This is a genomic window from Legionella sp. 16cNR16C (genome assembly GCF_021297775.1).
GTDB lineage: Bacteria > Pseudomonadota > Gammaproteobacteria > Legionellales > Legionellaceae > Legionella_C > Legionella_C quinlivanii_A.
The window spans coordinates 335,024-360,227 of record NZ_JAJTMX010000001.1 but is presented as its reverse complement, the minus strand read 5'-3'; the positions used below and the strand labels follow the sequence as shown (position 1 = coordinate 360,227).

Sequence of the window (25,204 nt, the reverse complement as noted above, 5' to 3'; positions counted from 1 at the left end):
ATGAAACAATCACTGCTCTACTGTTTACAATAGTAAACAATAATCCTTGGCAAATCAAGGGTTCATCTTCTAGTTTACAATTGTAAACGACAGGTTTACAATTGTTTACGCACAGATGTTCAATATTGGAATTTTATGAAAGGGAAAGATGTAATCTCACTGCGCATCTCCGAGCATGAGAAAGACTATCTACAAAACATTGCTAAAAATTTTGACCTTCAGAAACGTGGTTCTGATGCGCTCTCTTATTCAAAGGCCATCAAAATACTATTGGATTTTTGTTTGCATAATGACATCTTCCCCATGAAGCGGACAGAAAATCCACTCCAGGAAATGAGAAGGATGCTCGAACAAATTCATGCCTCTATTCCCCACTTGATGTACCATAATCATTTTCAGAGCTTATTGCTTTCATCAAAATTTAACGATGATTCTTTAAATCAGATTAAACAGAATACGGTCGATTATTTAAACGGTAATTTTTCTGGGTTCCAAAATATTTCCTATAAGGAAGTTAGATTCAAAATGAATGGCATTGGTTTGAAAACAGTTCCGCTCGAACAGGGAGAGTCCTTATGGAAATAACAATTGATTTGGGTGAAGACACCATTGATTCATTGAATAAAATATCTAAGATTAAGGGCAACGCCTTTTCAACGGCTGCCGCCGAAATGGTATCCTTTGGCGCACGCATCTACCTTCAGTCCCTTGAACAATCCAAAGAGGACTCCACTACAAAGCTTTTGCTTGAAAACAGTATTCGTTCTAATGAAATTCTGACCGAGTTACTGCATATTGTGTATGACAAAAATAAATCAAAGATAGGCGCCTTTGACGCCGATACAGCGTTAGCCCTTATTGAGCGCATGGTTTCAAACTTTAGGAAGGGAGTCTCTTAAAGCTCCCTTTCCATTTCACGGTTCAATGGTGAATTGTGTAATTCATTGGCTCGATTATTTTCTATAAACTCTTTGCTATAAGAGCGCTCTTTAATCCGGTTTATTAATTGCTTATTTAACTCTAAAAACTCACCCGTACCCTTTTGATTTAGACGCTGATCCTGGTTTATAAGCGCTTGAAATCTATCCGTTACCAGGCTTGTTTTTTTATCAATTCCTATATTTTCTACTTCACACTGCTGTTTAAATTCATCCAAGCTTATTCCTTGTGAAAGCTGTTTTCTTAGCGCATCTCTACCCTCTATAACAAGAATATCATTTAAATCGGTATTCTCTTTTTTGGGTATGATAATGGATACTTTAAATCCAGCGTCATTCAATCGCTCTGCCGCTCTAATGATCGGGTTGGTCTTTTCATTTTTTGCATATTTATAGGTAGCCTGTCCATCATTATCAACACAAAGAATAACCTTATCGGGCAAATTCTTAGTATCAATATTGGCAAAATTGGCTTTACCCAACACCGCATATACCGGCGCTTTCTCATTCACATGGAGAATGCTTAACCCAGTTTCTACCCCTTCAGTTAAATAAGCCGTATCGCCTTTTCCATTATTATTTAAATTAACCACATGATTCGTGATTGAACCAAATGTTTGTTTTACAGGCTCGCAAGATTTATCTTTTCCCCCGGTGCTTTTGTCTAGCTTTGTGACTTGAACATGATGAATGCCCCCCTGCTCGTCCTTACTAAATGCTAAGAGTGCTGGGACGTATTTATCGCCATTCTGCGTACGGGTATACACTGAGGGGCAATAACGAAGGTCTGCCTGGTTATACTGATCTAAACCCCGATGAACCAGTAGATATTTTTCGGCCAAGCTTCCTTTGATTGGAAGTGATTTCTGAAACAAAGATTGAGCAAGATTGCGCTTTCCTTCGTTTTTTAGCTTATCCTTTGATTCAACCTTTGCTTTTGGCGCTTTTCGCTCATAGTCGGGCATATAATTTATAAACCGCGCGGCATAGTCCAATGCGTCTTTAAAGCCAGATAAGCCTTGCTCCTGCTCGATGAGGTGAAAGAGGTTTCCTGACTCCTCCGTTTCAAAGTTATGCCATAAACCGGTGTTAGTATCTATTTTCAGACTTCCCTTCGTCCCATAGCGATAACAATTTTTAGTCGATAATTGGTGATTGGGTTCACCTAACAAACTTTTTACTAGAGGCTCAGCCACTTCTATTAATGCCTCGTAAACTTCTTCAGCACGAATAACAGGATTAAGTTTGCCGTCATTTTTAAGCCTCGCATCAGTATTTAATAGGACGACATCCTTTTTTAGAGCGACTTCATTCTTTTTATTGATGACATTAGAGAGTATCAATTGTTGCTTTGAATATTTCAGGCGATAGTGTTCTGCTGTTAGTACAGCGGATGTTTTATCTGCATCCCTCTGTTTTAGTGGATCTTCAAGACGCTCAATAAGTCCGTTTAAGTGATCGGTATAGATGGTGGTTTGATGACTCGCGCGTGTTAAATCAATTTCATGTGAACGATGGGTGGTCACCACAATTCTATCTTCTAATTCCAAGGCAATCACTAACTTTCTCGTAGCGCCCTGGCTGGAGTAAGCGGTGTTAGTATAGGCATAGTCCCAGTGCTGATCTGACTTCTGGGTTAAATCAAGTACTATTTCTTTTTCCCCATGGTGAAGGATTGCAGTTTGTCCATGCAAACGGGTGACGGCATATTCTTCATTGGCAATGATTCCTTTGTCTGTGTCATTGCGCTTTAAGCGGATCCTGTCTCCGGATGCAAGCGGATATTGGTCGTATTTATAAAAGGAGGGCATCGTTTTAGGAAGAATTGAGGCATTTATGGAATAGCTGGTATTTGCCTCATCTGTACAAATCAGTTTATTTCTCTCAGTATCTACCTTTTGTACCGTAAAATACCCATCTTTCTTAGCCACGGAGTAGCTTTTTCCAAATCGAATGACATCTCCAGGTTCAAAAGACTTGGCAAACACCTGATCGGCCTGGTCAATGGTCTTTGAAAATAATCGTCCGCATTGCGTGTCGTTACCTACTATCTGATCTTGTTTTTTTAATCCATCACGGATTAGCATTTCAATCGGCGTTCTATCTTCATGCGCATGAACCACTATCAGGGTATTTTTCTGGCATTCCCCCGTTCTACTTAGGAAGTCCTCTGATATGGCCTTATAAATTGGCTTGTAATTTTTTTTCCCATCGTGATTGCAGTCAATTTCTATAATTGATGAGGTAGGTTGATTTGAATGACTTTGCCGCTCAACAAAGGCTTCGGGATTGATATTTTTTATCACGTCCAAGGCTTGACCGACCTCTCGTTTGGAGGAAAGTTCTGCTGCTTTCTTTAATTCAGGATTGGGATTCTGCCGAACAATCTCCTCCATATAAGCCGTTTTTTGCGATTGGCTTTTAATGGTTAATTCATGAGGGATCCCAGATGCGAGTGATTGCAGCTGCGTGATATCCCCTGTAAACGCCATCCGAGAATTGGTCTCAATGCATTTCTTTTGTAACGCATGATATTTTTCATTATCTATCATGGAGCTTTCATCCACGATTAATACGTATCGGGAATCAATGGGCGTCTCATTTTGTAAAAAACTATCAATGGTTTGTGAGGGAATGCCATTTGCATTTAATTCCTCAACAGCCTTATGGGTAGGCGCTAATCCCAGAACCTTAAATTCATTCTCCGTTGCAATTTCCCTGACATGGCGCATCATGGTGGTTTTCCCTACACCAGCCAATCCCTGAATCGAGACAAATCGATCAGCAGTCGTGGTAATCAATGTAATGGCATCTTTTTGCCCTTGGGTTAGAGAGTCTGGCAGCGATAACAGTCGGGATTTATGTGGCGCAATGGGTGTGACTTGATTTTGCTCTGAAAAGTTGGCATGTAGTATGGCGTCTTCAAGCTCTAAGGCGTCTTTGGTTGTCCAATAGGTCTCTAAGTAAACCAAATCGTTAGACATTCGTTGCTTTAAAATAGGCGCAATGTCTTCAAAATCAGCTTCGCCTAAAGCGTATTTTAGGGCATGGGTCATTAGGTCACTGTGCTTAAAGGCCGCATTTCGCTCCGCACATTTAGCGATGGCATAATGGATGGCTGCTTGGGCAATGTGCGCCTTGTCCTGCGATTTGAGTTCGAGGTTATTTATTAATGCTTTAAGCTCTTTTTCAATGACCGGATTGGCATACGCAATTTCCCGGTAAATTAAATCTGGTTTTTTCTGTTGTACTTCAAAAGCAGTCCATTTCTGTTGTGCTTTCTGTAAAAATTTCTGAGCCTTTACCTCATCTCGAGTAAAGAGTGTTACGTTTTTAGCATTTTCCCCTATCTCACCCATTAAATTACGGTTCAGTTGATAAGGCTCGGCGCAAACAAATGCTTGCAGGGTATTGGGCGCTATTTCTTGGGGGTTTTTACAGTAATCGTAAGAGAAATAATTATCCGACAACATTTGGTGATTTAAAAAAAGGGATTCTGAACCCTGTTGAACATACAGACCTGATTCGGTAATCTTTGAAACGGTAAATGCACTTTTTGGCTCAACCTTTCGTCTTTGCACGTACAACGTGCGATCATTGATTAAGCGCTCACCGACTGTAATATCCAAACGTTTTTCACGAGAAATACGATACTCTTCCTTTGAATTAAGAGAAAATTCACTTTGTTTGCCTAAGAGGTTTTCCAGTACCAAGCTGTTTTTATTTTTCCCGCGAACAATATAATGTGTTGCAGCCCTGCCCTCTTTATAAAAAGAAATCCTATCGCCTATCTGGTAGCAATCAGCCCGCTCTCTTTGTGGTGGCGTCAAGCTGACAGTGCTTAATACAGAAACGGTGGTCGTTTGCCTGGATAATTGCCCCTTATTCATTAAGCCTTCTCTGATATGACTATTAATGGCCTCCTTTTGCTTATTATTGATTGCAACCAATGTATGTTTCTGTTGTTCCTCAGGTGTTAACCTTAGCCAGGCCGACATCATTGATTCGAAATGTTGTTTTTCAACAGCCAGCTTGAGCTCGCCTTTAATAGGATTACTGAATGACTGATGAGAATGCACGCCATTGTCTTTCAATAGCTTAATAGGATTACCTGCACTAAATCCGAGTGTGGAAGCGGAGTTATTAAGTAAAATGAGTTTGCTCTTATTTTCTTTCGTTAACTCACTTAATGCGGATAAATCCTTCAATGAGAGTTTTTGCGCATCATGAACAATGACCATATCTTGTTTGTTTTTAGTCCAAGGAGTGGATTTAATTCGTTTTCCATAGTGGTATTGAAAGCCAGATACCGTATGGACGATATCGTCTTTGAAAAAATTTTTGATTCTGGAAATCAATCCATTCTGAGAGTGTTTAATTTCTTCGCGTAGTTGCAGCGTTTTTAATCGGCCGGGATGAAGCACATAAGGATTTAGTTGCTGCTCTGACGCTAGATTCACCATATCCTGTATCAATTCCTTTTCGGAATGGAAACCATTGACGTCAATAATTTGTATTCGATCAGGGCTTTTGAAAATGTCAGACGCGAGCCCGTACCCGGCGATATGAAGGGAGGATCCAGTTTTTAAATCCTGGGTTCCACTGCTTATAAATTCCTTCTCCAGGCGAAGTAATCCCTTCGTTGTATAATATTCTAATGGTTTTCCCTTCAGCGCTTCTTTAGCAAGAAGCGATTCAATCTCCTGTTCAATTTCTTCATGGCTTATTAATCCGGCCGAGAAGCTCATGGCCTGGCGAACCAGTGTGCCATGCTGAATCTGGGTGGAATATTCTGATAGATGTAATAGCGCATCTGACACTGCTTTTTGAGGATTGGAGCTTAAGGGTTGAGTATGCGTTTTCCTTACCTCTCCCTTCCCTTTATTGTATTTTGATTGCTGGACAATCTCTTCCAAATTCAAACCAAGTCCTGCAATTTCTTCCTTCCAGAGCTGATGTAAGGATTCACTATCAACTTCTACCTTTTTTTTCCGCGTGGATAAATTAGACTTCTCTGCAGCCTTCGCACTCGTTGTACCCCGCTCTTTCATATCTTGTACGATCTGCTCGCGTCTTTTGGAGGTCACCTTTATGGCTTCCTCACTAATCCCTTCGATTTCAAAATTGCCATACCGATCTTTGATATGAATTGAGTAGCCAAGCTCTCTTACTTTTTTGGCTAAAGAAGACATATACACTAGGCCTAAATAGTGTTGATTACTATAGATTAATTCACGAAACCCATGGTCAAGGTTGTCTTTATCTTGTTTCGCTCTTGAGGATAGGGCACGCCATAGACCATCCGAACGCTCCGTCATATTCAGGATAGCTAAGTGCGTATGCAAATCAGGATCTAATTCTCTTGAGGTGGTATGAATAAACGATGCAGCGACTAAGTTTCTAGTCTTTTCAAAGGTTGTTTCCTTGTTAAAGGTAATACGCGCCTCTGCCGCTAACTGTTCAATACGTTCAAACGCAATACCCACTGCCTCTTCATGCGCCTTCAATAATCGTTCATCTTTTCCCACCAGTGCTAAAATAGAAACTGATTTCGGTGCTGATAAAGTAACATCAGTCCCAGGACGGTGTTTTCGTTCTCCATTCTCTATGATCCCCAATAGTTGGCCGCTGGGTAATTCGCCACTTAACAATTTTAAAAATTGTTCAGGTTCGATAACACCGGATAAGTTAAGCTGTTTAGCACCATTGCCGAGCCATCTGGACATACTGTTTAAAGCATCTCTATCACTTAAATAGTAATTGTCCTGATTGGTATAATAATGAAGTGCATCATTGGCACCGCCAATTTTTTTTAAAGTAAGCATTATTTTTCTCCCCTCTTGCTTAAAAAATATCTTTAATCACAATGGACGATTCCCGTAACTCAATGGCATTGGGATCCTGGTGACTTGAAGAGGAAATTGCTTTAGGTTCCGCAAAGGGGGATTCAGGAAGTATCAGATCTTTATCTGAAACATCATGAGCCAGTTGTTCAAATTGATGAATTTTTTTAACTGCTTCATCCGCACTTGGATCATTTTGAATCATTAAGGCACTATGATTTACTTTTTCCAAGGCATCAAAGTTAATTGCGCGTTCAATAAGCGGTACGCAAATTACTTGACGGTCTATGTATTTATTTTTTAATCGCGTGATGGGATGGTTTCCTACCAAGCGAATATAACACTCCATGTCATCAAGCGTCATAATATCGCCTTCTTCAACCGTATTTCGTTTGGCACGTTGCGAACCGACTGTATTCCCATCACGTACTGAATCTGGCCCATACGACTGACTTTCTTTCATCTCATTGATAACCTGTGACCCTAAATCTTTGGACACCCATTCCGCTACTTTCGACTTTGGACTTCTAAAATAAATCGAGGTATTGAGTAAATCGGCAATGGCACCAGCCTCATGGGTACCATAGATAAAATCCAATTGCGCGATGGATTGAATGCCAATGGCAACACATCCACCAAACTTGCGAATATCAGCCAATGTGTCAGAAATGGTTTCTAATCGATGAAGACTCGCTAGCTCGTCCATGACAAGCCAAATGCGCCCTTTATTATTGGCCATTAGGGATTGAACTCCCTGCATGGCAAGTCCTAGCCAAAGGGAAATCAATGGCTTTATCTCTTTGTGGTATTTCGAACGCGAGGTAATAAATAGCCATCCTTTATTGTATTTTTTGGGATCGGTTGTATTTTGGATCCACTCTTTAATCGAAAAATCTTCCTTACCGGACTTATCAAGCCCTTCGAGAAAGCGCAGTGCCTTGGTGTAGGTTGCCAATACTGATTTAATGGAAATAGCGGTTTTTTCAATTTCTTTACTGACTAAGTTTTCCGATTCAGTGCCTTTGAGAATTCCCCTTATTTCCTCCAAAGAGGTAGTGAGCAGTAATTGCAGCAGAAACACTGGATCTTTCTGTGCATAATCCCTGATTTTCCATGCCATTGAAGTAAAAATGGTTCGTGCCGAATCCACCCAAAAGGGATCACTGCCTTGTACTGACTTAGGGATTAAATAGGAGGCGAATGAGCCAAACTCCAAAGGATTGGCGCATTCTCTCCACATTTTCCAATTCGCACATAAGGTTGAAACAGGGTTAAGCTCAATATCAATGCGCTCATCAAAAAAGTAGGGCTTAATAGTGCATTCTTTATCATAGATGATTGCCGGTTCACCCAATGCTCTAATCTGATCTAAAAGCATCATCATGGCTTGCGTCTTCCCTGCCCCTGTAGTGCCGTGAAATAACATGCCTTGTTTTTCAGAGTACATCGGCATGGGAATGCGATTTAAAAGCTTAATCTCTGATGCACCCCGTTTGGACCCACTGACCGATTGGATGGTTTCTTTTGGGGAAGCGGCAAGACGTGTACCTGAAACAAATTGATCTTTGGTGTACTTTTCCCCCAATTTAATAAAGAACCGGGAAAAGAGTAATGTAATCAATAGATACACTGCTCCGCCAAAAAATAAAGAAACTTTCGACTTGGAAATAAGACTTTCTTTGGCAAGGCGAACTGCCGATTGAATTATTGGACTGTTTTGATAAAACGCTGCGGTTACCTTGCTTCCGTTCAGGTTTGTCCATAACACTTGATCCTCATAATGCGCTTTGACCAGAATATGACTGATTTGGTTAAGCCCGAATAGCTTAAGCTCTGTCCATGCATAAAATATCATGATGAGTGAGAACAGCACCATAAAACCAAAAATAGCCCAGCCAAAAATTCGATTACTTACCTGGATCATCATTTTGGTTTTGTAATCAAAAATCTGACCCCCACTGATAAATTGCAAGATACTTTGCTTCATGGCCATTAATCCGATCTTTTGGCCGCTTTGGCTTGAGAAAAAAGACGTTCAATCTGTTGTATCAGAACACTTTGTCCTAAACGCTGGGCTTCCATATTAAAAATGAAGAGGGATAAAACGAGGCTAAATACAATCGCTCCCATAAGCAGCATTTCCAAATCATCCAACCGAAATAGAGCAATACCTATCAAGAGTAACAAGGCATAAAACGTCAGATAGCATTTCAGGTAGTGCTTCATTAGCGCACGAATAAATGGTGCTGACTTTAATTCGGATTCAATGGCAACCCATAAAATAAAACCTCGCCCTAATCCACACAGAAGGAAAAAAAGAGGAATTAAATTATAAAGAACGACCTCGCTCATAATGTCTAATAATGCGCTTCGATTCATATGAAAGCCCATAAGCACTAAGAGTTTCACTAGTCCTATGGCTAAAACGCACAACAGCAGGTAGATCTTTCCCACCATTTTCAGATAAGGAATATACACTTGGTTGCCACTGAGTGTTTTGACCTTCAATGTCGCCAACGCATTTAAATCATGCGTTAACGCCTCTTGAAATTGTTTCTGATCATTCATGATTTTCCTCCTTGTAATATCGGTTATTGTCCACATACTCTTGCTTTTGCTTGCTGTATCGATGCGTTAAGCCTGATTGTGTGGAATGGATTGATTTTTGCGTATTTGCCGATTGGTTTTGATAGGTTTGAGACAAATCTTCCCTATTCTCCATTCGTAACTCATGCGCCTGTTGGAGGGCATTGTCTTGCACCATACTTAAATGCCTTTCCTGGGATTTGTCCAAAACATCCGATGAACCGCTGGCATGCGCTTGATTAATCTTTGATTGTTGGTGCGCACGCAGGGCATCTCGTTGTGCTTCAAATTGGCTTCTTACCTCTGCAGAAGAAGGTTTAACCCACTGTCCCACTTGCTCTTTGATGGCCGATTTTCCTTGAGTCGATCCCATAAATTCATCAGCCAGTTTTTGTTGTGCGCTTAAACTTGCCGCATCGCCGCCTAAAAGCCACTGCTCCCCTTGAACTCCATGACGCTGAACCACCCAATCATGAAATGTCTGATCTAATACCCTGTCCATACTGGAGGAGTGTTCTTTCACTTGATTGGCCATGTGTTGATAGTTTTCACCTTTACTGTATTCAGTAGACGCCATATCCGATAAGGCCTGTCCTTGGGATAAATTGGCGGCAATCTGCTCTGATTTAGATAAATTAAACGAATCATTGGCATCCAGATGATGGGTCTTAGCGGTCGCTTCCATATGATTTAATGCATTGGAAAAGGATTGGCCTTCACTGGAGTTAAAGAAGGCTTGAACAGAGTTGGATTGGGATGTGCCTGCTCTTGCGCTCACACTGGCCTCCCCAGAAAGGCCTGTCGTCCAGTGTGCGAAAGACCCGAGTATTCCCCGGCGAGTATCTATTCTTGCTGCAACCGCTGCATCGATAGAGACTTGCCCTGACTTGTCATGATGCTGATTATACTGATTGACCGCATCCTGCATTTGACGAATATCTTGATTGAGTGCATTACTGAGCGTTTTATTGATCCCTGTTCCCTCACGCACTTCATTCCCATCAGTTTCACTAAATTGAGATAATCCACTGAATGCTTGCTGTAAATGCGAATCGGCCGTTGTACGATACGTTTCGGCATTATGAAACGACTGACTGGCATTTTCTTGCAAGGATGCGCTGATGCGGTCTGATGCATGCAATCGGGTTGCCATTTGGCTTATCGCCGGCTGCGCATTAATGACGCGCGAACCATCTGTTCCAGCCGAAAGGAGCGCCCCATTGGCGGCTTGTACGGTGGCTCTACCCTCCATATGCTGGAAATTGGTATCCCATTTATGCGCATGGGTATTGTCGTAATTCATATTCCATCCGCTGTAGGAAGCCATTGAAATGTTTCCCTGGGTAGCGGATTGGGCTTCTCCCGTGGATAATGATTGCGCCATTCCCCCTAAATGCTGAGAGGCGGCACTTAAGAGATTAGGTAATCCCTTTGCAATAAACAGCGCAATAACGGGTACACTGATGGCCAAGCCACCAGCGGTATAGGCAAAGCTGCTTTGAATACTGGCGATTGAATCAACGGTAGAAAAAGTAACCCCGCCGTTTTTTGCACCAAACAAGGTCAGCGTGGTGGCAGAGGCTAAGGAAACAAAAAAATGAATGATGATGAACATTGGTGGCCATGACCATAAAAAAACTTGGGTTTGCAGGTAAATCATGTACACCCCATGCATGGCGGGCACGAGTGCTAAAAGCATCACTAAAGGAAAAATACACAAGGTCAGCATCCAAAACACGGTCATGTAATATGGCAATCGATACCCTGCAAGCCAAAAACTATTGGCCTCCGCGACATGCATCTTTTGCAGACTGGAGGTATTGGTATAATTCATCAATTCCGCATCGGCGCCTGCAAAAGCAAAGGCATCCAAAGCGGAATCACGCGTGGCATTAATTAAAATATTTTGCGTTAAAATATTGGCCGCATCCTTGGATACATTCATAAAATAAGAGTGTGCGGCAGCGAGTCCATCACTAAATTTCTCTTGGTTGCCTTGCGTCATGATTTGCGACAAGTGCACTAACTGTTTTTCAACCCCCTCATTCAGTTGCGGTTTTAATTGTTCGGCGGCCTCAATACAGCTTAAATTACTACCATCGTGGAATAAAACACGATAAATAGGCGAAGGATGTGCGAAATAAAGCTGGATTAAATCGGCGCTACCTTTCAATTCATTAGGCGTAATTTGTTGGCTTCCTAGCAGTTTCGCTGAAAAAATGCACTGCCTGATGTACGCTGATAAATCACGGGACAATTCGGGAGAAAGCGATAAATTAGCACTGGAGGCAGCCAACCAAGTCCGCGCGCCAAAGAGCATCCCTGTTTTGGTATAGTCCAAATCATCCGGCATATGGAGTACATTACTAGATACTTTTGTGATCCCATACCCAATGCCACTGATGATGGCAGCGGGAAGCCCAACGCCTAACGGCACGTTATCTACAGTCAGCGCCGAGCCTGCTGAATCCGCAGTTTGCATATCCACAATAGCGACGGGGACTTTGAGCCCTAAAATGCAAAACAGCAAGAAAAACGTACAAAGGACATAGCGACTAATTGCCTGGATTTTCTTTCCAGTAACATACTGAAACCCGACAACGCCTACGGCTAGAATACTGACAATATCTTGAGCTGTCTGATAGGTTGAAGTCCCTAATAAGGTCACCATCGCATCGAGTACGGTCTTTAAATATTCCCCGTTTTGCGGCGTATAAATGGTTAATAAACTCATTGCACGTCTCCATAATAGGCGGTTCTTAAGGTCGGGGTTAAGGCACTTAGCGCTTGTTTCACGTTATTGCGTATCAATTCATTGGTTTGCAATGCGGCATTAAAACGTTCACGGCTTTCTGTGTTAAAACGAGTGACGAACTGTTGGGCGATTTGGAGATTTTTATACAAGCGCTCTTCATTATGCGCACCGATTTCTTTGCCAGAGAGCGAGGCGCGAATCACATCGAGGGAGTTAGAGAGATACTGTGCTAGTAAGTCAGTGGCTACACTTTGCGCTAATTCAAAGCTGCCCTGAATGCCGGTGTTTTGTTGCGCATTGGCGGATATAAGATTAAAGACAGCCGGCTGGGTTAATTCAATTAAGCCCTTTTGTTTATCGGTTAATGCTTCCCCCATTTTGATACGGTCATATATCCCTTGCAGAAGTTCTTGGACTTGAGACACCAAAGCCTTTTTGACATTAATTTCTTGCGTACTGGTTGCATCAATGGATAGACAATGCGACTCAGCGCCGGGATCGGTACAACGGTAACTCGGTAATTTTCCGCCATACAGTAAGGCTTTGATAAAATCTTGATTAGTGGCTAAGGAGGGATAAGTAAGCAATGCCCCTTTACTATTAAATACTATCGTTCCTGAAATGGACATGTACACTTCTGCTAATTTGGGATCTTCCGCAATGAAGGAATTAATTTGCAGTGAATCCCATACAACATTGGTATTGATTAATACGCGATCTTTATACTCTGGGTTATTTTTAGCTTCCTGTAACAGGGTTTCAGCCTCCCCTCCGGTAGAGCAGCGTTGACGAGCCATTGCCCAATCCGTAAAAGTCCCTTTGTGGCGGCCTAAATCTTCACAAAGACGCTGTTGAGCCGCGCGATTTCTAGGCCATAAGGCCGCACTTAAATTTTCGCCCATTTCACAGGAATTAAAATTAGTCCCATTGATTTCATTGGCAAGCTTCTGCATAAATTGCATGGCATGCGCTATTTCAGGCAGTTCGGTTTCTAGCGCGAGATTTAGGGCATAGCCTGCCCCTCCTGATAAAATGTTTTGCATGAATTTTACAATCTGATCGGATTTGATAAAGGAGAATCCACCAGCAAATAAATCAATTCCCCCGCAACCAGAACGCATGCCAGGGACATCCACATGCGCTAATCGAATAGTTCGTACTTGATTACGGGCATACACGGAACCTAGTGCCGCAAAGCCGGCTGCTTGGGTTTGATAGGCATGCGATCCGGTCACGTTGGCATCAAAACCCAGGTTATTAAAAAAATGCGTGAGATCAGACTCCGCATTAGCAAATAGTTGGCTTGACCCAAACAGTAAGGCGACTGCACAACTTTTTTTAACAAAACCCAATCGCATGAAGGTAAAAGGTTTAGTCATGGTATTGCTCCTCCAAATGGGTCAGCAGTTCATCCACTCGCTTTGCCAGTTGGGCAGGCTGTGCTTCACCAAATAGCACGGCATACGCCTGATTGGTTGGGCGGTTTACCAGGTAGAGGGCAGGAACCACGGGCTTGTATTCACCCGATACATACAAGTTTTGAAATAATTGGGGCGTTAGATTGTTTGTCTCAAATCCTTCAAGCGACTCACCATCTAAGCTATAAGCTTCCACAGGGATGTTAAAATAAGCGGTAAAATCCTTAAGAATGGGGGCAAATTGATGGCAATGCGGGCAAGTCGAGCGATAAATAAAGATAAAATAATAGGCTTCCCGAAGCTCATCGAGCCTTTTTTCCCTATTGCTATCCAATTCGTACTGAGCCTGTTTTTTATTTAATAGCGCGTGTAGCTCATCTAAGGCCACATTCGCAAAAACAGGCATTGTCAGAATGGACAAGAGGACAACCCAAATGCCTTTTTTCATTCACTCACCCCTTCATAGCTCAATCGTTTAAACTGGGTCATCACATCAAAAATCCGCTCTTTAATTTCATCCAGTGATAAAAAACCATAAGATACCGGCGACATCCGATTGCTTTTTAAATCCACAAAATAAAGCGCGGGCATGTATTTCGCTTCAATCGCCATTTGTTTTTGGATCACCTCAAGAGGTATTGATTTGGGATTAGGAAGCCCCTCTATTAATTGGCCATCGGTCGATACTGAAATCATTGAAAACCCATATTCCTTAATGAAAGGCAGTAAATGCATTACGAATTTTTGGGAAATAGAGCTAGTGCCTCGATAAAATAAAAGAAAGCCATAACGGGCACTGCTTTCATGGATCACTTTGTTGATTAGTAATTTCTGCGCATCATTACGAACTGCGATGGCGGTGTTATCAGTGGGGAAATTTAAGCTGCTGTCCAGCTCTGGATGCATTAACAACACTTGTTGCCAATAGCGCACAAACTGCTGGTTATTTTTTGAATACGCCATCTGGGCTTTCATATAATCATGCGTGGCATTGAAAGAAGGTTCTAACAAGGCTTGTGCTAATTTATTCAGTGTTTCCTGGCGCATCGCCATTAGGCGCTCATAGGGTGATTTAACCACCGCAGGCGCTGGCGGTGTCTTGGGGGCTGGCTTTTTAACGGGCTCTGCAGTATACCAATGAAATCCTTTTGGCAGTTCCTGCACCATCTCTGCATGAAGTCCATTGAAGCTAAAACAGAAGGCGACACACCAAAGCAGACGGCTCATAATTCACTTGCCTTTTTTTGAATTCGCTTTGTTACTTCATCAAGGGTCTTTTGTGGATTGGGCGTAGTTATTTTTAAATCCCCTGCAATCCCTGCTTCCCGGTTAGGCGTACCCTGTCCGTACGGATAGATTGGCGTAACAAAATCAACCTCATTTAAATTCATGTGTTGAAGTTCAACGATACTCAACCCGGCACAGGTCGGCTCCTCTGCACTCCCTAAACCCTGTGGATTGACTTGCGTCAAGCGAGCTTCCTGGATGATTCGCGCCATTTTACTGGGAAAAACACAGTAAGAGCGCTTTTTCTCTAAACAAACCCCTGCGACTTCTTCACTGCAATACTCACCCAGATAATGAGCCACATAATTTAATTTGGCTTTGCCCAATGCCTTGTCTTCCTCACGGCAATGGGTCAAATCAATTGCTTTTCCCCATCCTTTATCATGGCAGCAGTCAATGATATCAACTGGCCATATTTTGCACTGAACCGCTTTGCCGCTAAAAAGCGACATAGTCGGCTGTTGACTTAACTCGCGTCCTGCCTCACCAACCACTGCCAGGGCAGAAACACTTTGCCCAAACTCCGCATTTTGAGTTTCGATGTGTTCAACACACTCGCCATCGGCGCAGAATAAGTCTTTGACACACTCCACAGGCGATTGGCAGACATTTTCCTGGCAGCTATAGGTTTGTTTATAAAGCGCACAGTAATTGTTCTCATAGCGACTGCACTCAGAACCAACTTGAAGACATCCTTTATTTTTCTGCAGTGCGCATTCATCTGCCGTAGCGCTTGAACACGAGTAGACTAACTCACGCGCCCAGCAATCACGCGATACAGGCAAGCCTTCAATGGTTTTCGGGGACTGGGAGTCCGTACAGCGTTCTTTTTTTAGCCGGCAAAGCCCGCCTTGCTTTTCAAATGGCGTGCAATTGCTTAGCCAGTTTTCCTGGCTAATATAAGGCTTTGAGTTGGCATTAACCGTTAAAGCCACTTGGATAGGATAGGATCTTCCCCACTCCTTATTGATAAAAAAGCTAATCACCCCGTTATTGGCGCAGCTTGGGTACCCTATAATCTGGACCCAATAGGCATTATCGCCATTGTTTTGGATTGCATGGACACTGGCTTGCAGTTGATCACAAGGATGTTGCATGCGGATAGGATAAGGAACCATGCTTGAAGCCGCGTTGGTGACTACCCCGGTGAATAAATTAACCGTAATCACTCCAGTCCATTTCTTCGCCACCACAAACGAAAAATCAGCGCGCTGTACTACTTTTTCAGAATCCACGACGACGTTTAGTGTTTGACTACAGGTTTGATCAGGTAATAACCGCGAACTAAAGCACTGCTCTTCATGGGTTTTCATTTCGCAAACCGGTGCTTGGTTATTGCACTGAACCCTATCGTTTGAGATCCCATGCACAATGGCATAACTTTCATCTTGAATGAGCTGGGATTGCGCTAAGACAGAACTGGAAAGATTCAATTCAAACTGATTCTTCCCAAAATTATCAATGACCGTCCGTGCCCCCTGGTCATTTTGAATGGCGGCTTGGGCACTACTAGACAAATCCGTTTTTTCTGTTTGAATTCCCTGGTAGTAGCTTTCCTGCTCAGGATGTTCTGAATAGTTATCAAAAAGAGAGCGCGGCTCAAAACCATTCATTGACTCTTTAGGCTGTGCACTTAAGGATTTGGCATAATTTTTCAAGGCATCAAAGTCAGACCCGGTTTGGTTTGCAAAACAGGCAAAGGAGCACCAAACGGTAAGGAAAAACCACTTAAACATGGCCTTTCTCCAATATCAGTTGTGCAACCTTGGCTGCGGTTTCTCCTTTATCCGCAATGAGCTGTAAACTGTTTTTAATGGATGCATTGCCATAAACCACATCAAAAGGCTGTTCTTTGCAAAGCAACTGCTGGCCGCATGAAACAGGTCTTTTACTGACGACCAGTGCGGGGACGGCCGTAATATGAAACTGCTCAAACCATAAGGGATCGACCGATACCCCATTAAAGGCCAGTTTTTGTTGTTTGGCCTTGGCATTGAGTTTAGAAAAAGCTGTGATCGTTTTTTTGAAATCCCCCTCGATGAGTCCATTAATCACCACTGGAATTTTATAAGAGGCTGCTTCATCGGCCAGTGCAAACAGCAATGCGTCTGGCATTGAAAAGGAAACGAATAATACCGCTCCATCAACGGTTTGACCTGTTCGTACGTGTGCCGTTTGCTTTTGCGTGCTTTGAATAATGTTCTCAATCAGCGTTCGATTCGCATCATACGACTGATTAGAGGATTGATTTAGCTGCATCAACACCTCTTTAGGGATAGTGCTCTGCTGCTGTTCGCTGGTTTCTAATGCCTCGTTTAGGTGATCATTCACATTGGCATGGCCTGTTGTGATCATTAATGAGCTCATTAACAAAATCCCAAAATAATTCATGATCTTCCTCATCATTAAAGAAAACAGCAGTTTCTTTTTTTCCAAATTAAGAACCCGAAATTGTCGCCATCCCCGGGATAGGTGTGCCCCGCTTCCCAGCCCACCACCGATTGCCCAAACGGATGGCAACGATGCGCTTCAGGCAAGGTGTTGACTAACTGATATCGATAGCGGTTTTTGGGCATAATGCTGGATGCATAGGTATGGCAGATTGCAGGCCAATCTTTGCCAATTGAATCGCGAATGGCTGGTGTTGGCGGCCGATGGAGTTTGAAATCAACCCGCTCTGCCAATAATACAGCTGCACTAATCGGACTGGATTGATGGGCAACAAAACCGGTTAATGGATAGGTCGAGCCTTGCGCACCCTGACACCAAAACAGGCTATTAACCGCTGTACCACCCAGCGCTTTCGTGGCATCAAAAGCACAAGAGGCTCTTACAGGAGGGGACGTAAATAATACCGCCTCAGGATTAATGATGAAGGCGAGTTCTGAGTCATTCCAGGTCGGATCTAATTCGGAAGGATACAAAATGTCAAAATCCTCTGTCTCCATACAGCCAAGCGAAGTTAACACCTGCAGCCAATAGACTAGGGGATATTTGTACCAATGCACATAATAAAACGCCCCACGGCCATCGGTTTCCGGGAATTGCGAACCACCTAACCCTTTCTTGGTGACTTTCAGCTGTACTCCCAAATTAACCATGCACCAGGGCTTACGAGTAACATCCACTAATGCAGTCGGCTCCCAATAGCCAATGGTTACGCCTAAGCGCTCGCCAATGGGCGTGGGGCATAAACACAAGGGGGTTCCTGGGTTTTTTGTATCGGGATAACTGCTTTTAACGACGTCACTACTCCCAATCGTCAGTGGGAATAAACAGTTCCAACACACATCGGTAATGGGATTCACAAAATGCCCTTTGCACTGGGAAGCATATAATGCGCTATGAGTGCCGAATAAGACGAGTAAAAGGCACCTTAAAATGAGTCGACTTATCATATCCAACCCCCAATAATGTACAGCCTCCTACGGCTACTCATTGCGATACTTAAGCAAAACGAAACGCTTACAAGGAGCAGAAAAGGATTAATGGATCTAAGCCCTTCGGCATGTTGCACCAAGAATGCAGGAAGCAGGATCCAAATCATCTGAATTAAAATGGCGATATAAAAACCAACCCAACCCCAATTAGTTGCTCGGTCTGGATTGCTCATGGCTCTTCCAGTCAAGGAGAGACACGAAGACATTGAGAAATAAATGCCAATCACACATCCACTGATCGCTAAAACAGAAGGGAATTGATGTTCACTTAAGGCTTGAAGAAACGCCGTCGGATGTTCAGATAACAATATGGTCAATATTAACGCAATGAAGGCATGATAAATCCCATAGAGACTTATGGATAAAGTCCTTTTTATGCCCTGTTTGAATGTCATTGTTCTCATGGTTCTTTTCCTTTCCATTTAATTATTCGCAGCTGATTTCCTGAATGCTCCAAACAACTCCCTTTTGCCTTACGATGGAAGGCACATGTTGGAGATGAAAATAACTGCTCAATCGCCCTTCCAAATCAAAATAAATTGAACCCAGCAAGTTCGACGTTTCCCTGACGTCCCCTCCCGTTAAAATAAATTTTACAAAGTCATATTGTTTGTAATGCGTGTGAACCCATGCCATTTGTTTGGGATCATCGGCGTTGAAGAAAAGCAACGTCTTTGAAAAGGAAGTGCGTTCAAAGGGATTCAAACGAGTACCTGCTTTAGCGATTAACACGCCATCAGGGGTATAAAGCGTTTGATTAACGTTGATACTTGGATCTATTTCATATACTCTGGGAGACTTTGTAGTCGATAGATGAAGCGGATTAGGCCGCCTGACATGGGCTTCAACACGTGAAATCAATTGTTCCTGGTGCTCTTTTAATTCGCCAGAACGCTCCATTCGATGAAGCTTATTCATAATCACTTCACGGATATCCTCCTCAATAATGGGGAACACCTCTCCATAATTTCCCAGATTTTGAGCGTGCACAGACACCACACTTATAAATAATGACAAAGCAAAACCGGCTCGTTTTTTCATGATCCTTTGAGTTTCTCCAAAGCGATTGCAATCACTTCATCTGTGACATCCAGCGACCCGCTGGCGATAACCGTGGCGGCAATTAAGGTCACGTGACGTGACTCGCCAAATTCTGAAAGCACCTGTGGCAATAAAGACGAATAATGACTTAATACGGTCTTCTGCTCTTTTTCAGATAAATGGCTTTGACTTAACAAAACGGCTGGCTGATTCAAAACACGTTGCATATCGACAATAGCAATGGGCGCTCCTTTCGGATGGCTCCATGTCAAAACACCAGAGAGTACGGCACCCGTTAAAACGGCCAGGAGATATTTAGAATTAAACCGCATCGACAAGCCCCTCCCCGACTAGTAAATCCCTGGATAACCCATAATGTTCACTGGCCACCATCAAACTGGCCTCTACGTATGAGAACCCCTCTGCGACATAATTCATAACCTTTTGGTAGTCGTGTCCATCTGAAGACAATAAAACCCGGGTAAAGGGATCAACGAATAAGCGATGAAAGGATGAAATACCGTCGGCACGTACCAACACTTGCGAAAAACCCGCATCTTTGGCTTTAGGGAATGACCTCAATAATGTCAGTTCATAATCGGAAAAGGTGTTATGCGCATTTTGATGTTTGGTTAACGAATCAGCGTCCTGAAGAAAAACGAGTTTTAATGACGAGTTTTCCCAGGCAGCCCGTGCCTCTGGAAAAGAATAATAATCATCAATCCCCTGCGTGATGGTGACAAAAGAGGCATTATGCCTTCGTCCCGTACGAAACCCTCGATTGATGAAATTAACCGCCACTTGATCGCCTGAGAACAAAGACCAGGCTTCATCAATGACGCACATTTTTTGGCGGCTGCGATCGGAATTAAACATGCGATTCTGGAATTGGGATAAGATAGACAGCAGGACAGGTGCGCGAATGGTTTCATCATCTTCAATTTCTTTTAAATCCACTACGATAATGCGTGCTTCGGGTGATAGTTTTGAAGGAGCATTAAACACCGTACCATGCTCTGAATACGTGCAGAAGGGATCTAAGTTTTTTGCCAGAATTTTTCCGGTGGGGAATTTCTCCCGATCGCGCTGGTATAACTCCAACAATTGGCTTTGGACGGTATCAATAGTGGTGGCCTGGCCATGTTCAAAGAAGGCCTGAAGAATGGCCTCTCGCAAGGTGCCCCGGTCATCATCGCTCGCGCCATCTTTTGAGCAAGCCAATAATTGAAACAAAGAAAGAATATGCTTTATTTCTTTTCCGATGTTAGTTACATGGGTGAATGGGTTCATCGAAAGATTGGCATACTCAAGATAGACACCACCCAAGGCATGGCAAAGTTTTTTGTAACTTCCGCCAACATCCACGATAAACAGGTCGCCTCCATTAAAAAGAATATTAAGCATTAACATTTGAATAAAAAAACTTTTACCGCCACCTGAAGTACCGGTAATGGCAATGTTGTAATTCGTTCCTAATTTTCCTGAAAAAGGATCGATGCAGGCGAATTGGTTGCGAAGTGTGGGCAATAACATCCCTTTTCCAGTCCCCGCCCAATCTGAAAGAACAGGCATGTATTGCGTCGCATTCCATGAGGAAATTGGCCACATCATGGTGGGCAGCTGGAACCCTTTTTGCAGATGATTGGTGAATAAAAAGGGCATCGATGCTAAAAAATACGGGGGTTGCATCCGACGGCTTAAAGCGAGCTTAATGCCATTGTAAGAAAAGCAAACCCGGGCAGCCTCCAGATCACGAGCCTGCTCTGACGGTCTTGAGAATAAAACAAGGTTGTACAGCATCCTACAAGAGCGTGTTTTTCCTGCTGCCAAATCATCCCGAAAATGACGCCATTCGCGGGCTTTTTTTTCGGTACCCGCTACATGAAGCGCATAATCCCCCTTGGCTTTTTTATCTAAATCGCCGGTTTTTCGATTGGCTCGTCCCTGTGCTTTGGTTTGCTCTTCAATCAGATAGGTGACTGAAATGATGTGATTACAAGGAATACTCTGCTCTGGATGGAACACATTATTAGTATTATTGATGTTATCCCAAAGATGATACTGACGCGGTAATTCATCAATGGTCATAACCGATGCCACGGTCTCAAAGGCTTTACCTTGATGATTAACTCCACTAATGAGGAGCCCTTCCTTGGTGATTTCCACATCGAAATCATGCCCCACCGCCTGGTATTTAATGAATCGGCTGGGATCATAGGCGGATGATTTGGGATACAGTGTATCGGGTTCGTTCGCCAGGTAGAAATGGAGTAAGCGCAATAAGTCCACGGCATGGCATGCTCTGAAACCAATTTTGGCAGACATCAATGCCGCTTCAAATGCGACACGAAATTGTGCAAATTGCGCCTTCGTCTCTTCCTCCTGTTTGCCATTCATTTTATCGATAACGATATAGCACTCTGTTTGCGTAAGTCTTGGATTCACATTGGTGTTGGACTTAAACCCATGAACGGCCGCTTCGCCATAAAATGAACGAAGGGATCGGCCGAGCAGGTTTAAATTTTTAAAATCCCGGGAGATGAATTGATTTAGGAATGCATCCAATTCATGCCCCACTTGATTGTGCTTTACCAAAATAAGTTGAAGGCAATATTCATCAGACACTTTGGTTCTTAAGATTGAATCCAGCTGCTCCGCAATCTTCTCATTTGCACCGGTTAAAGGGGTAATGCGGTACAATAGCCCAGTATTCCAGCGATTAATGAATAGGTGTGAGTCTTCGTCATAATACTGATAGGGAAGTTCCTCACAAAACAAAGGGTACCGATGGTCGCTTGCGTGTAAGGTATTTTGCCGAGAAATAGATTCCTCTCCAGCAACCAAATAGTCATTGACTGAATCCTTAAAATCCTGGAAGTATTGTTTAAGCGCTCCGAGCATAGCTTTTCCTAAAATAATTGGTTCATCATCGGCTTACTTGAGAAGTAGCAGCCCCTGCATTGTTCTTGTTGAACGTATTGCCCATCCGGAGTAAATCGTCTGGCATCCACCATACGGTTGACCTGCTCCATGCTTTGACAACCTCCACGCTCAACAAAAGGGCAGCGAACGTCTTGATGATCGAAAATCGAGTGCGAACATCCCGTACTTCCTATTACAGAAAAAACACTCAACAAGACCAAGAATGGTTTAACCATGGCTATCTCCCTTAGGGTTCACAGATGAAAAGAAAGGTTGATTAGTAAGCCCATTCTGATTTAAGAATTGCTCTGCCGCGTTTGAGTCCGATTGAGGTGTGGACTGCGCAACAAGGGGCTCAATGCTGTCACTGGGAGCAGTCTCTTGCCCTGCCCGGCTGATAGTGGTCGTAATCGCTGCCTCATTTTGCGCGGATTGGTTGTTACCCGATTGACCGGATTCAAACGACTGATGCGCCCTATCAATCCAAAATCCTTTGGTAAACATTACGGAAACGCGCCTTCCCGCTCGCGCGACGACTAAGGGGTGATAGATATCAGCGATTTTCATGATGTAATCGGATATTTTATTTGCGGGATTACTCACCGCCCCGCCTGCAGCAGATTGGGCAAGGGTCGACGCCTGGCCGTAAGTGGTTATGGTGCCTGCCCCTGGATTGATGGTTTGTGCGGTGTTGAGATTTTTTAGTCCATCACCAAATCCCGCGATCATTCCTGCAGCTGCACTGTACTCCAAAAGCGGTTTGGTTTTCAAAATGGAGGTTCCGCGCAAATCCTGCATGGCATCCAAATCATAAACAGAACCATAGACCTTCTGCTCAAAACTTAAATTGGGTTTTGCACAGGATAAGGTTTCAAGATGCATCACCACTGCATCATCGGATAAATCGCCATAGGTTGAGACAATCGCCAGGCAACCATTGAGGCGCGAATGGCGATTGTTCGGCATTATTCCATCGGAATCGAGCCTGATAAGGGCTGTCCCCATATTTTTAGAGCCATTAATCCCTGCATCCCCTTTGGCACCACTAAGCATGAACCCCTCTACATGCGTGCCCGCCCAAACATAATTGTCTGGCGTTCGTTCTTCCTTGGATTGACGGCGGTAATTGAAATTCACTGTTTCAAGGCCTGCTTTGGAATAAAACGTTTTTTCAGCTTGAATGCGCTGCTTTTGACGGGCAGCCATTTCCTCGCGGGTTGGCGGTCTTGCAGTTCCCATTGCTAAATGCGTTTGCGAGTTTTTGAGCAAGGCGACCTGTAGTTTGGCATTCATTTCTTTATTTTCGAGCTCAAGTCGTTCTAATTGTTTTTTCATCTCACTAAGCAATGCCTGACTCTCAGAATCGTCGCTTTCCGATTGTTTGGCTTCCTTTTTTTTGTTTTTTTCAACCAGGGCTTTTAGCGCATCAATCTGGCGCTGTTGCTTTTCAAGCACCGCTTCATCACTTAACTTACTAAATGCACTGTCTAAAACCCCATCGAAAACCGGTTGGTTATTCGATTGAGACATCGGTGCCGGTTTTGACGAGTAAAGATAGAATCCATAACAACAACCCCCGATAAACAGAAACGCTAAGGCATTACGAAGCTGCTCCATTTTGGCGCTATGGTTTTGATTCCCATTTTTATTTTTCTTCATCAACTTGCTAATCAGCTTCATCTCGCATGCCTCCTTGTTAACCGATGGCGGACTGTTCACGGTAAATGCCATAGAAATAAGCGGTTTGTTGGGGCTTAAGTCTCTTTTCTGAAAGCTCCATCGTCACAAGCTTTGGATGCTCAAATAAGGCAGGAGTTAGTGCCATCTCGCTTCGCGATTGGTTTTCGATGCGATACACATAGCCCGAAGAATCCTCTCCCTGATACTGCTTCACCAGGGTTACCTTTAAATGCTTATGGAGGTAAAACGTCGTGGGCTTCACTGGCACTTCCTGATAGCCCAGTGGCATTGTTCCCTCCATTAAAGCCGTCATCAAATCACTGCTCTGGTATTGCCGCTTTTCCTTCATGTCCACAAAATCAAATCCTCTCATCTTTTTAGAGACAAATCGGATGGTTTTACCCAAGTCTTCTATAGGGGATATAGTGGCTGAAAAATGATGGTTTCTATCGGTAGTGAAATACACTGTTAAGGGAATATGCGCTAAGGGCTTTAAGACCACAGCACCATCTAAGTCATCGTCATTCTCCTTATTTTGCTCTACGATGAAGGCGTGTTCAGGAAAGCTCACTTTAACGATTCGCTCCCCTTCCACATCAATGCGGTTAAAGTTTAGGGATGACAAAGACAGCGTAAATTGCTCCCCTTCTTCAAACTTAAAGGTGGCTACCGGAGTTGCTGCAGAAAGGCTTGTGGAAAATGCCATGCCCAGAACCAAACAATGAAGTGACTTCATGAATGCACCTCCTGAATTGACATCGGCCACATCATCCCTTGCTTATAAGAGAACTGGACTAAATAGACCTTCGCTTGAGGCTTCACCTCCAGTCCATGACTGGTTCGATTCAAGGTGCCTTTGATTTTGGCTTGCACATTAGAGGGATCAATTTCAATATCCTTTTCATAAAACACACTACTGATATTTTTTTCTTTCACCACACCGATTTCAGAATCTAAAATCTTCTTGAATGCTTCCTGATGAGATGCGGGAATTAAATGAACTAAGGTTGCGAATCGTGACTCAACGGTTTCTGGATTGTAGGTTAACCGCAGTTGGATGACCTTTTTGGTCATATCTTTAATATAGGATGGAGAGTAGGAAGCGTTCCCCAGGAAATACCCCTCTTCCGTACAGATGGGCAACCAATGCGTTTCTTTGTGTTTAACCACATAAAAGCAGAGCCCACCCAAAATAATCACAGCAAATGTCGCTGAAAATGCCCAGGCAAGAGTTAAGTTTAATAACACCCTGTTTTTCAATACCACATTGTCACGAAATATTCGGTTCATAAGG

At 43.2% G+C, this 25,204-nt stretch carries 20 protein-coding genes; 2 read left to right on the top strand and 18 right to left on the bottom strand.

Going from position 1 to position 25,204, the window contains the following annotated elements; genetic code table 11:
* The first annotated feature begins 135 nt into the window (after positions 1 to 135).
* A complete protein-coding gene (locus LXA66_RS01695; protein WP_058508504.1) occupies positions 136 to 585 on the top strand; it encodes a hypothetical protein in 450 nt (149 codons plus the stop codon).
* Complete coding sequence (locus LXA66_RS01690; protein ID WP_058508503.1) at positions 576 to 899, top strand: hypothetical protein; 324 nt, start codon at positions 576 to 578, stop codon at positions 897 to 899. The genes LXA66_RS01695 and LXA66_RS01690 overlap by 10 nt, the downstream gene beginning before the upstream one ends.
* On the opposite strand, the gene traI is transcribed toward LXA66_RS01690, so the two are convergent.
* Genes traI through LXA66_RS01600 form a run of 18 tightly spaced genes read right to left on the bottom strand, consistent with a single transcriptional unit; the run spans position 896 to position 25,200 of the window.
* Positions 896 to 6,763 (bottom strand): conjugative transfer relaxase/helicase TraI, encoded by a 5,868-nt coding sequence (gene traI / locus LXA66_RS01685; RefSeq protein WP_233011641.1) that lies wholly within the window; start codon positions 6,761 to 6,763, stop codon positions 896 to 898. The two genes, LXA66_RS01690 and traI, sit on opposite strands and share 4 nt — an antisense overlap.
* Positions 6,764 to 6,782: 19 nt before the next feature.
* On the bottom strand, positions 6,783 to 8,768 hold the full coding sequence (gene traD, locus LXA66_RS01680; RefSeq protein ID WP_058508527.1) for a type IV conjugative transfer system coupling protein TraD: 1,986 nt from the start codon (positions 8,766 to 8,768) through the stop codon (positions 6,783 to 6,785).
* A 5-nt stretch (positions 8,769 to 8,773) separates the two neighbouring features.
* Positions 8,774 to 9,349, bottom strand: a complete 576-nt coding sequence (locus LXA66_RS01675) for a hypothetical protein (protein WP_233011640.1) — start codon at positions 9,347 to 9,349, stop codon at positions 8,774 to 8,776.
* Positions 9,342 to 12,101, bottom strand: a complete 2,760-nt coding sequence (locus tag LXA66_RS01670) for a conjugal transfer protein TraG N-terminal domain-containing protein (RefSeq protein ID WP_058508465.1) — start codon at positions 12,099 to 12,101, stop codon at positions 9,342 to 9,344. The genes LXA66_RS01675 and LXA66_RS01670 overlap by 8 nt, the downstream gene beginning before the upstream one ends.
* On the bottom strand, positions 12,098 to 13,501 hold the full coding sequence (locus tag LXA66_RS01665; protein WP_058508464.1) for a conjugal transfer protein TraH: 1,404 nt from the start codon (positions 13,499 to 13,501) through the stop codon (positions 12,098 to 12,100). Before LXA66_RS01665 ends, LXA66_RS01670 begins: the two co-directional genes overlap by 4 nt.
* Complete coding sequence (gene trbB, locus LXA66_RS01660) at positions 13,494 to 13,988, bottom strand: type-F conjugative transfer system pilin assembly thiol-disulfide isomerase TrbB (RefSeq protein ID WP_058508463.1); 495 nt, start codon at positions 13,986 to 13,988, stop codon at positions 13,494 to 13,496. Before trbB ends, LXA66_RS01665 begins: the two co-directional genes overlap by 8 nt.
* Positions 13,985 to 14,767, bottom strand: a complete 783-nt coding sequence (gene traF, locus LXA66_RS01655; protein WP_058508462.1) for a type-F conjugative transfer system pilin assembly protein TraF — start codon at positions 14,765 to 14,767, stop codon at positions 13,985 to 13,987. The genes trbB and traF overlap by 4 nt, the downstream gene beginning before the upstream one ends.
* Positions 14,764 to 16,563 (bottom strand): type-F conjugative transfer system mating-pair stabilization protein TraN, encoded by a 1,800-nt coding sequence (traN, locus tag LXA66_RS01650; protein WP_058508461.1) that lies wholly within the window; start codon positions 16,561 to 16,563, stop codon positions 14,764 to 14,766. Before traN ends, traF begins: the two co-directional genes overlap by 4 nt.
* A complete protein-coding gene (gene trbC, locus LXA66_RS01645; protein ID WP_233011639.1) occupies positions 16,556 to 17,194 on the bottom strand; it encodes a type-F conjugative transfer system pilin assembly protein TrbC in 639 nt (212 codons plus the stop codon). The genes traN and trbC overlap by 8 nt, the downstream gene beginning before the upstream one ends.
* Before the next feature lie 38 nt (positions 17,195 to 17,232).
* Complete coding sequence (gene traU, locus LXA66_RS01640) at positions 17,233 to 18,225, bottom strand: conjugal transfer pilus assembly protein TraU (protein WP_058508459.1); 993 nt, start codon at positions 18,223 to 18,225, stop codon at positions 17,233 to 17,235.
* Positions 18,222 to 18,671 (bottom strand): hypothetical protein, encoded by a 450-nt coding sequence (locus tag LXA66_RS01635; RefSeq protein WP_058508458.1) that lies wholly within the window; start codon positions 18,669 to 18,671, stop codon positions 18,222 to 18,224. The genes traU and LXA66_RS01635 overlap by 4 nt, the downstream gene beginning before the upstream one ends.
* 22 nt (positions 18,672 to 18,693) lie before the next feature.
* Positions 18,694 to 19,308: a type-F conjugative transfer system protein TraW gene (gene traW, locus LXA66_RS01630; protein WP_058508457.1), complete on the bottom strand. Its 615-nt coding sequence runs from the start codon at positions 19,306 to 19,308 to the stop codon at positions 18,694 to 18,696.
* Complete coding sequence (locus LXA66_RS01625) at positions 19,305 to 19,640, bottom strand: TrbI F-type domain-containing protein (RefSeq protein ID WP_058508456.1); 336 nt, start codon at positions 19,638 to 19,640, stop codon at positions 19,305 to 19,307. Before LXA66_RS01625 ends, traW begins: the two co-directional genes overlap by 4 nt.
* Positions 19,630 to 22,209 (bottom strand): type IV secretion system protein TraC, encoded by a 2,580-nt coding sequence (traC, locus tag LXA66_RS01620; protein WP_058508455.1) that lies wholly within the window; start codon positions 22,207 to 22,209, stop codon positions 19,630 to 19,632. Before traC ends, LXA66_RS01625 begins: the two co-directional genes overlap by 11 nt.
* Positions 22,210 to 22,217: 8 nt before the next feature.
* The gene (locus LXA66_RS01615; RefSeq protein WP_058508454.1) at positions 22,218 to 22,466 is read right to left on the bottom strand and encodes a hypothetical protein; all 249 of its coding nucleotides are present in this window, start codon (positions 22,464 to 22,466) and stop codon (positions 22,218 to 22,220) included.
* The gene (locus tag LXA66_RS01610) at positions 22,459 to 23,910 is read right to left on the bottom strand and encodes a TrbI/VirB10 family protein (RefSeq protein ID WP_233011638.1); all 1,452 of its coding nucleotides are present in this window, start codon (positions 23,908 to 23,910) and stop codon (positions 22,459 to 22,461) included. The genes LXA66_RS01615 and LXA66_RS01610 overlap by 8 nt, the downstream gene beginning before the upstream one ends.
* Positions 23,911 to 23,926: 16 nt before the next feature.
* On the bottom strand, positions 23,927 to 24,646 hold the full coding sequence (gene traK / locus LXA66_RS01605) for a type-F conjugative transfer system secretin TraK (protein ID WP_058508452.1): 720 nt from the start codon (positions 24,644 to 24,646) through the stop codon (positions 23,927 to 23,929).
* The gene (locus tag LXA66_RS01600) at positions 24,643 to 25,200 is read right to left on the bottom strand and encodes a TraE/TraK family type IV conjugative transfer system protein (protein ID WP_058508451.1); all 558 of its coding nucleotides are present in this window, start codon (positions 25,198 to 25,200) and stop codon (positions 24,643 to 24,645) included. The genes traK and LXA66_RS01600 overlap by 4 nt, the downstream gene beginning before the upstream one ends.
* Between the last annotated feature and the right edge of the window lie 4 nt (positions 25,201 to 25,204).

Excerpts from the sequence above, each read along its gene's own strand:
- LXA66_RS01695 (WP_058508504.1), top strand. The coding sequence starts at position 136 with ATGAAAGGGAAAGATGTAATCTCACTGCGCATCTCCGAGCATGAGAAA.
- LXA66_RS01690 (WP_058508503.1), top strand. The coding sequence starts at position 576 with ATGGAAATAACAATTGATTTGGGTGAAGACACCATTGATTCATTGAAT.
- traI (WP_233011641.1), bottom strand. The coding sequence starts at position 6,763 with ATGCTTACTTTAAAAAAAATTGGCGGTGCCAATGATGCACTTCATTAT.
- traD (WP_058508527.1), bottom strand. The coding sequence starts at position 8,768 with ATGAAGCAAAGTATCTTGCAATTTATCAGTGGGGGTCAGATTTTTGAT.
- LXA66_RS01675 (WP_233011640.1), bottom strand. The coding sequence starts at position 9,349 with ATGAATGATCAGAAACAATTTCAAGAGGCGTTAACGCATGATTTAAAT.
- LXA66_RS01670 (WP_058508465.1), bottom strand. The coding sequence starts at position 12,101 with ATGAGTTTATTAACCATTTATACGCCGCAAAACGGGGAATATTTAAAG.
- LXA66_RS01665 (WP_058508464.1), bottom strand. The coding sequence starts at position 13,501 with ATGACTAAACCTTTTACCTTCATGCGATTGGGTTTTGTTAAAAAAAGT.
- trbB (WP_058508463.1), bottom strand. The coding sequence starts at position 13,988 with ATGAAAAAAGGCATTTGGGTTGTCCTCTTGTCCATTCTGACAATGCCT.
- traF (WP_058508462.1), bottom strand. The coding sequence starts at position 14,767 with ATGAGCCGTCTGCTTTGGTGTGTCGCCTTCTGTTTTAGCTTCAATGGA.
- traN (WP_058508461.1), bottom strand. The coding sequence starts at position 16,563 with ATGTTTAAGTGGTTTTTCCTTACCGTTTGGTGCTCCTTTGCCTGTTTT.
- trbC (WP_233011639.1), bottom strand. The coding sequence starts at position 17,194 with ATGAGCTCATTAATGATCACAACAGGCCATGCCAATGTGAATGATCAC.
- traU (WP_058508459.1), bottom strand. The coding sequence starts at position 18,225 with ATGATAAGTCGACTCATTTTAAGGTGCCTTTTACTCGTCTTATTCGGC.
- LXA66_RS01635 (WP_058508458.1), bottom strand. The coding sequence starts at position 18,671 with ATGAGAACAATGACATTCAAACAGGGCATAAAAAGGACTTTATCCATA.
- traW (WP_058508457.1), bottom strand. The coding sequence starts at position 19,308 with ATGAAAAAACGAGCCGGTTTTGCTTTGTCATTATTTATAAGTGTGGTG.
- LXA66_RS01625 (WP_058508456.1), bottom strand. The coding sequence starts at position 19,640 with ATGCGGTTTAATTCTAAATATCTCCTGGCCGTTTTAACGGGTGCCGTA.
- traC (WP_058508455.1), bottom strand. The coding sequence starts at position 22,209 with ATGCTCGGAGCGCTTAAACAATACTTCCAGGATTTTAAGGATTCAGTC.
- LXA66_RS01615 (WP_058508454.1), bottom strand. The coding sequence starts at position 22,466 with ATGGTTAAACCATTCTTGGTCTTGTTGAGTGTTTTTTCTGTAATAGGA.
- LXA66_RS01610 (WP_233011638.1), bottom strand. The coding sequence starts at position 23,910 with ATGAAGCTGATTAGCAAGTTGATGAAGAAAAATAAAAATGGGAATCAA.
- traK (WP_058508452.1), bottom strand. The coding sequence starts at position 24,646 with ATGAAGTCACTTCATTGTTTGGTTCTGGGCATGGCATTTTCCACAAGC.
- LXA66_RS01600 (WP_058508451.1), bottom strand. The coding sequence starts at position 25,200 with ATGAACCGAATATTTCGTGACAATGTGGTATTGAAAAACAGGGTGTTA.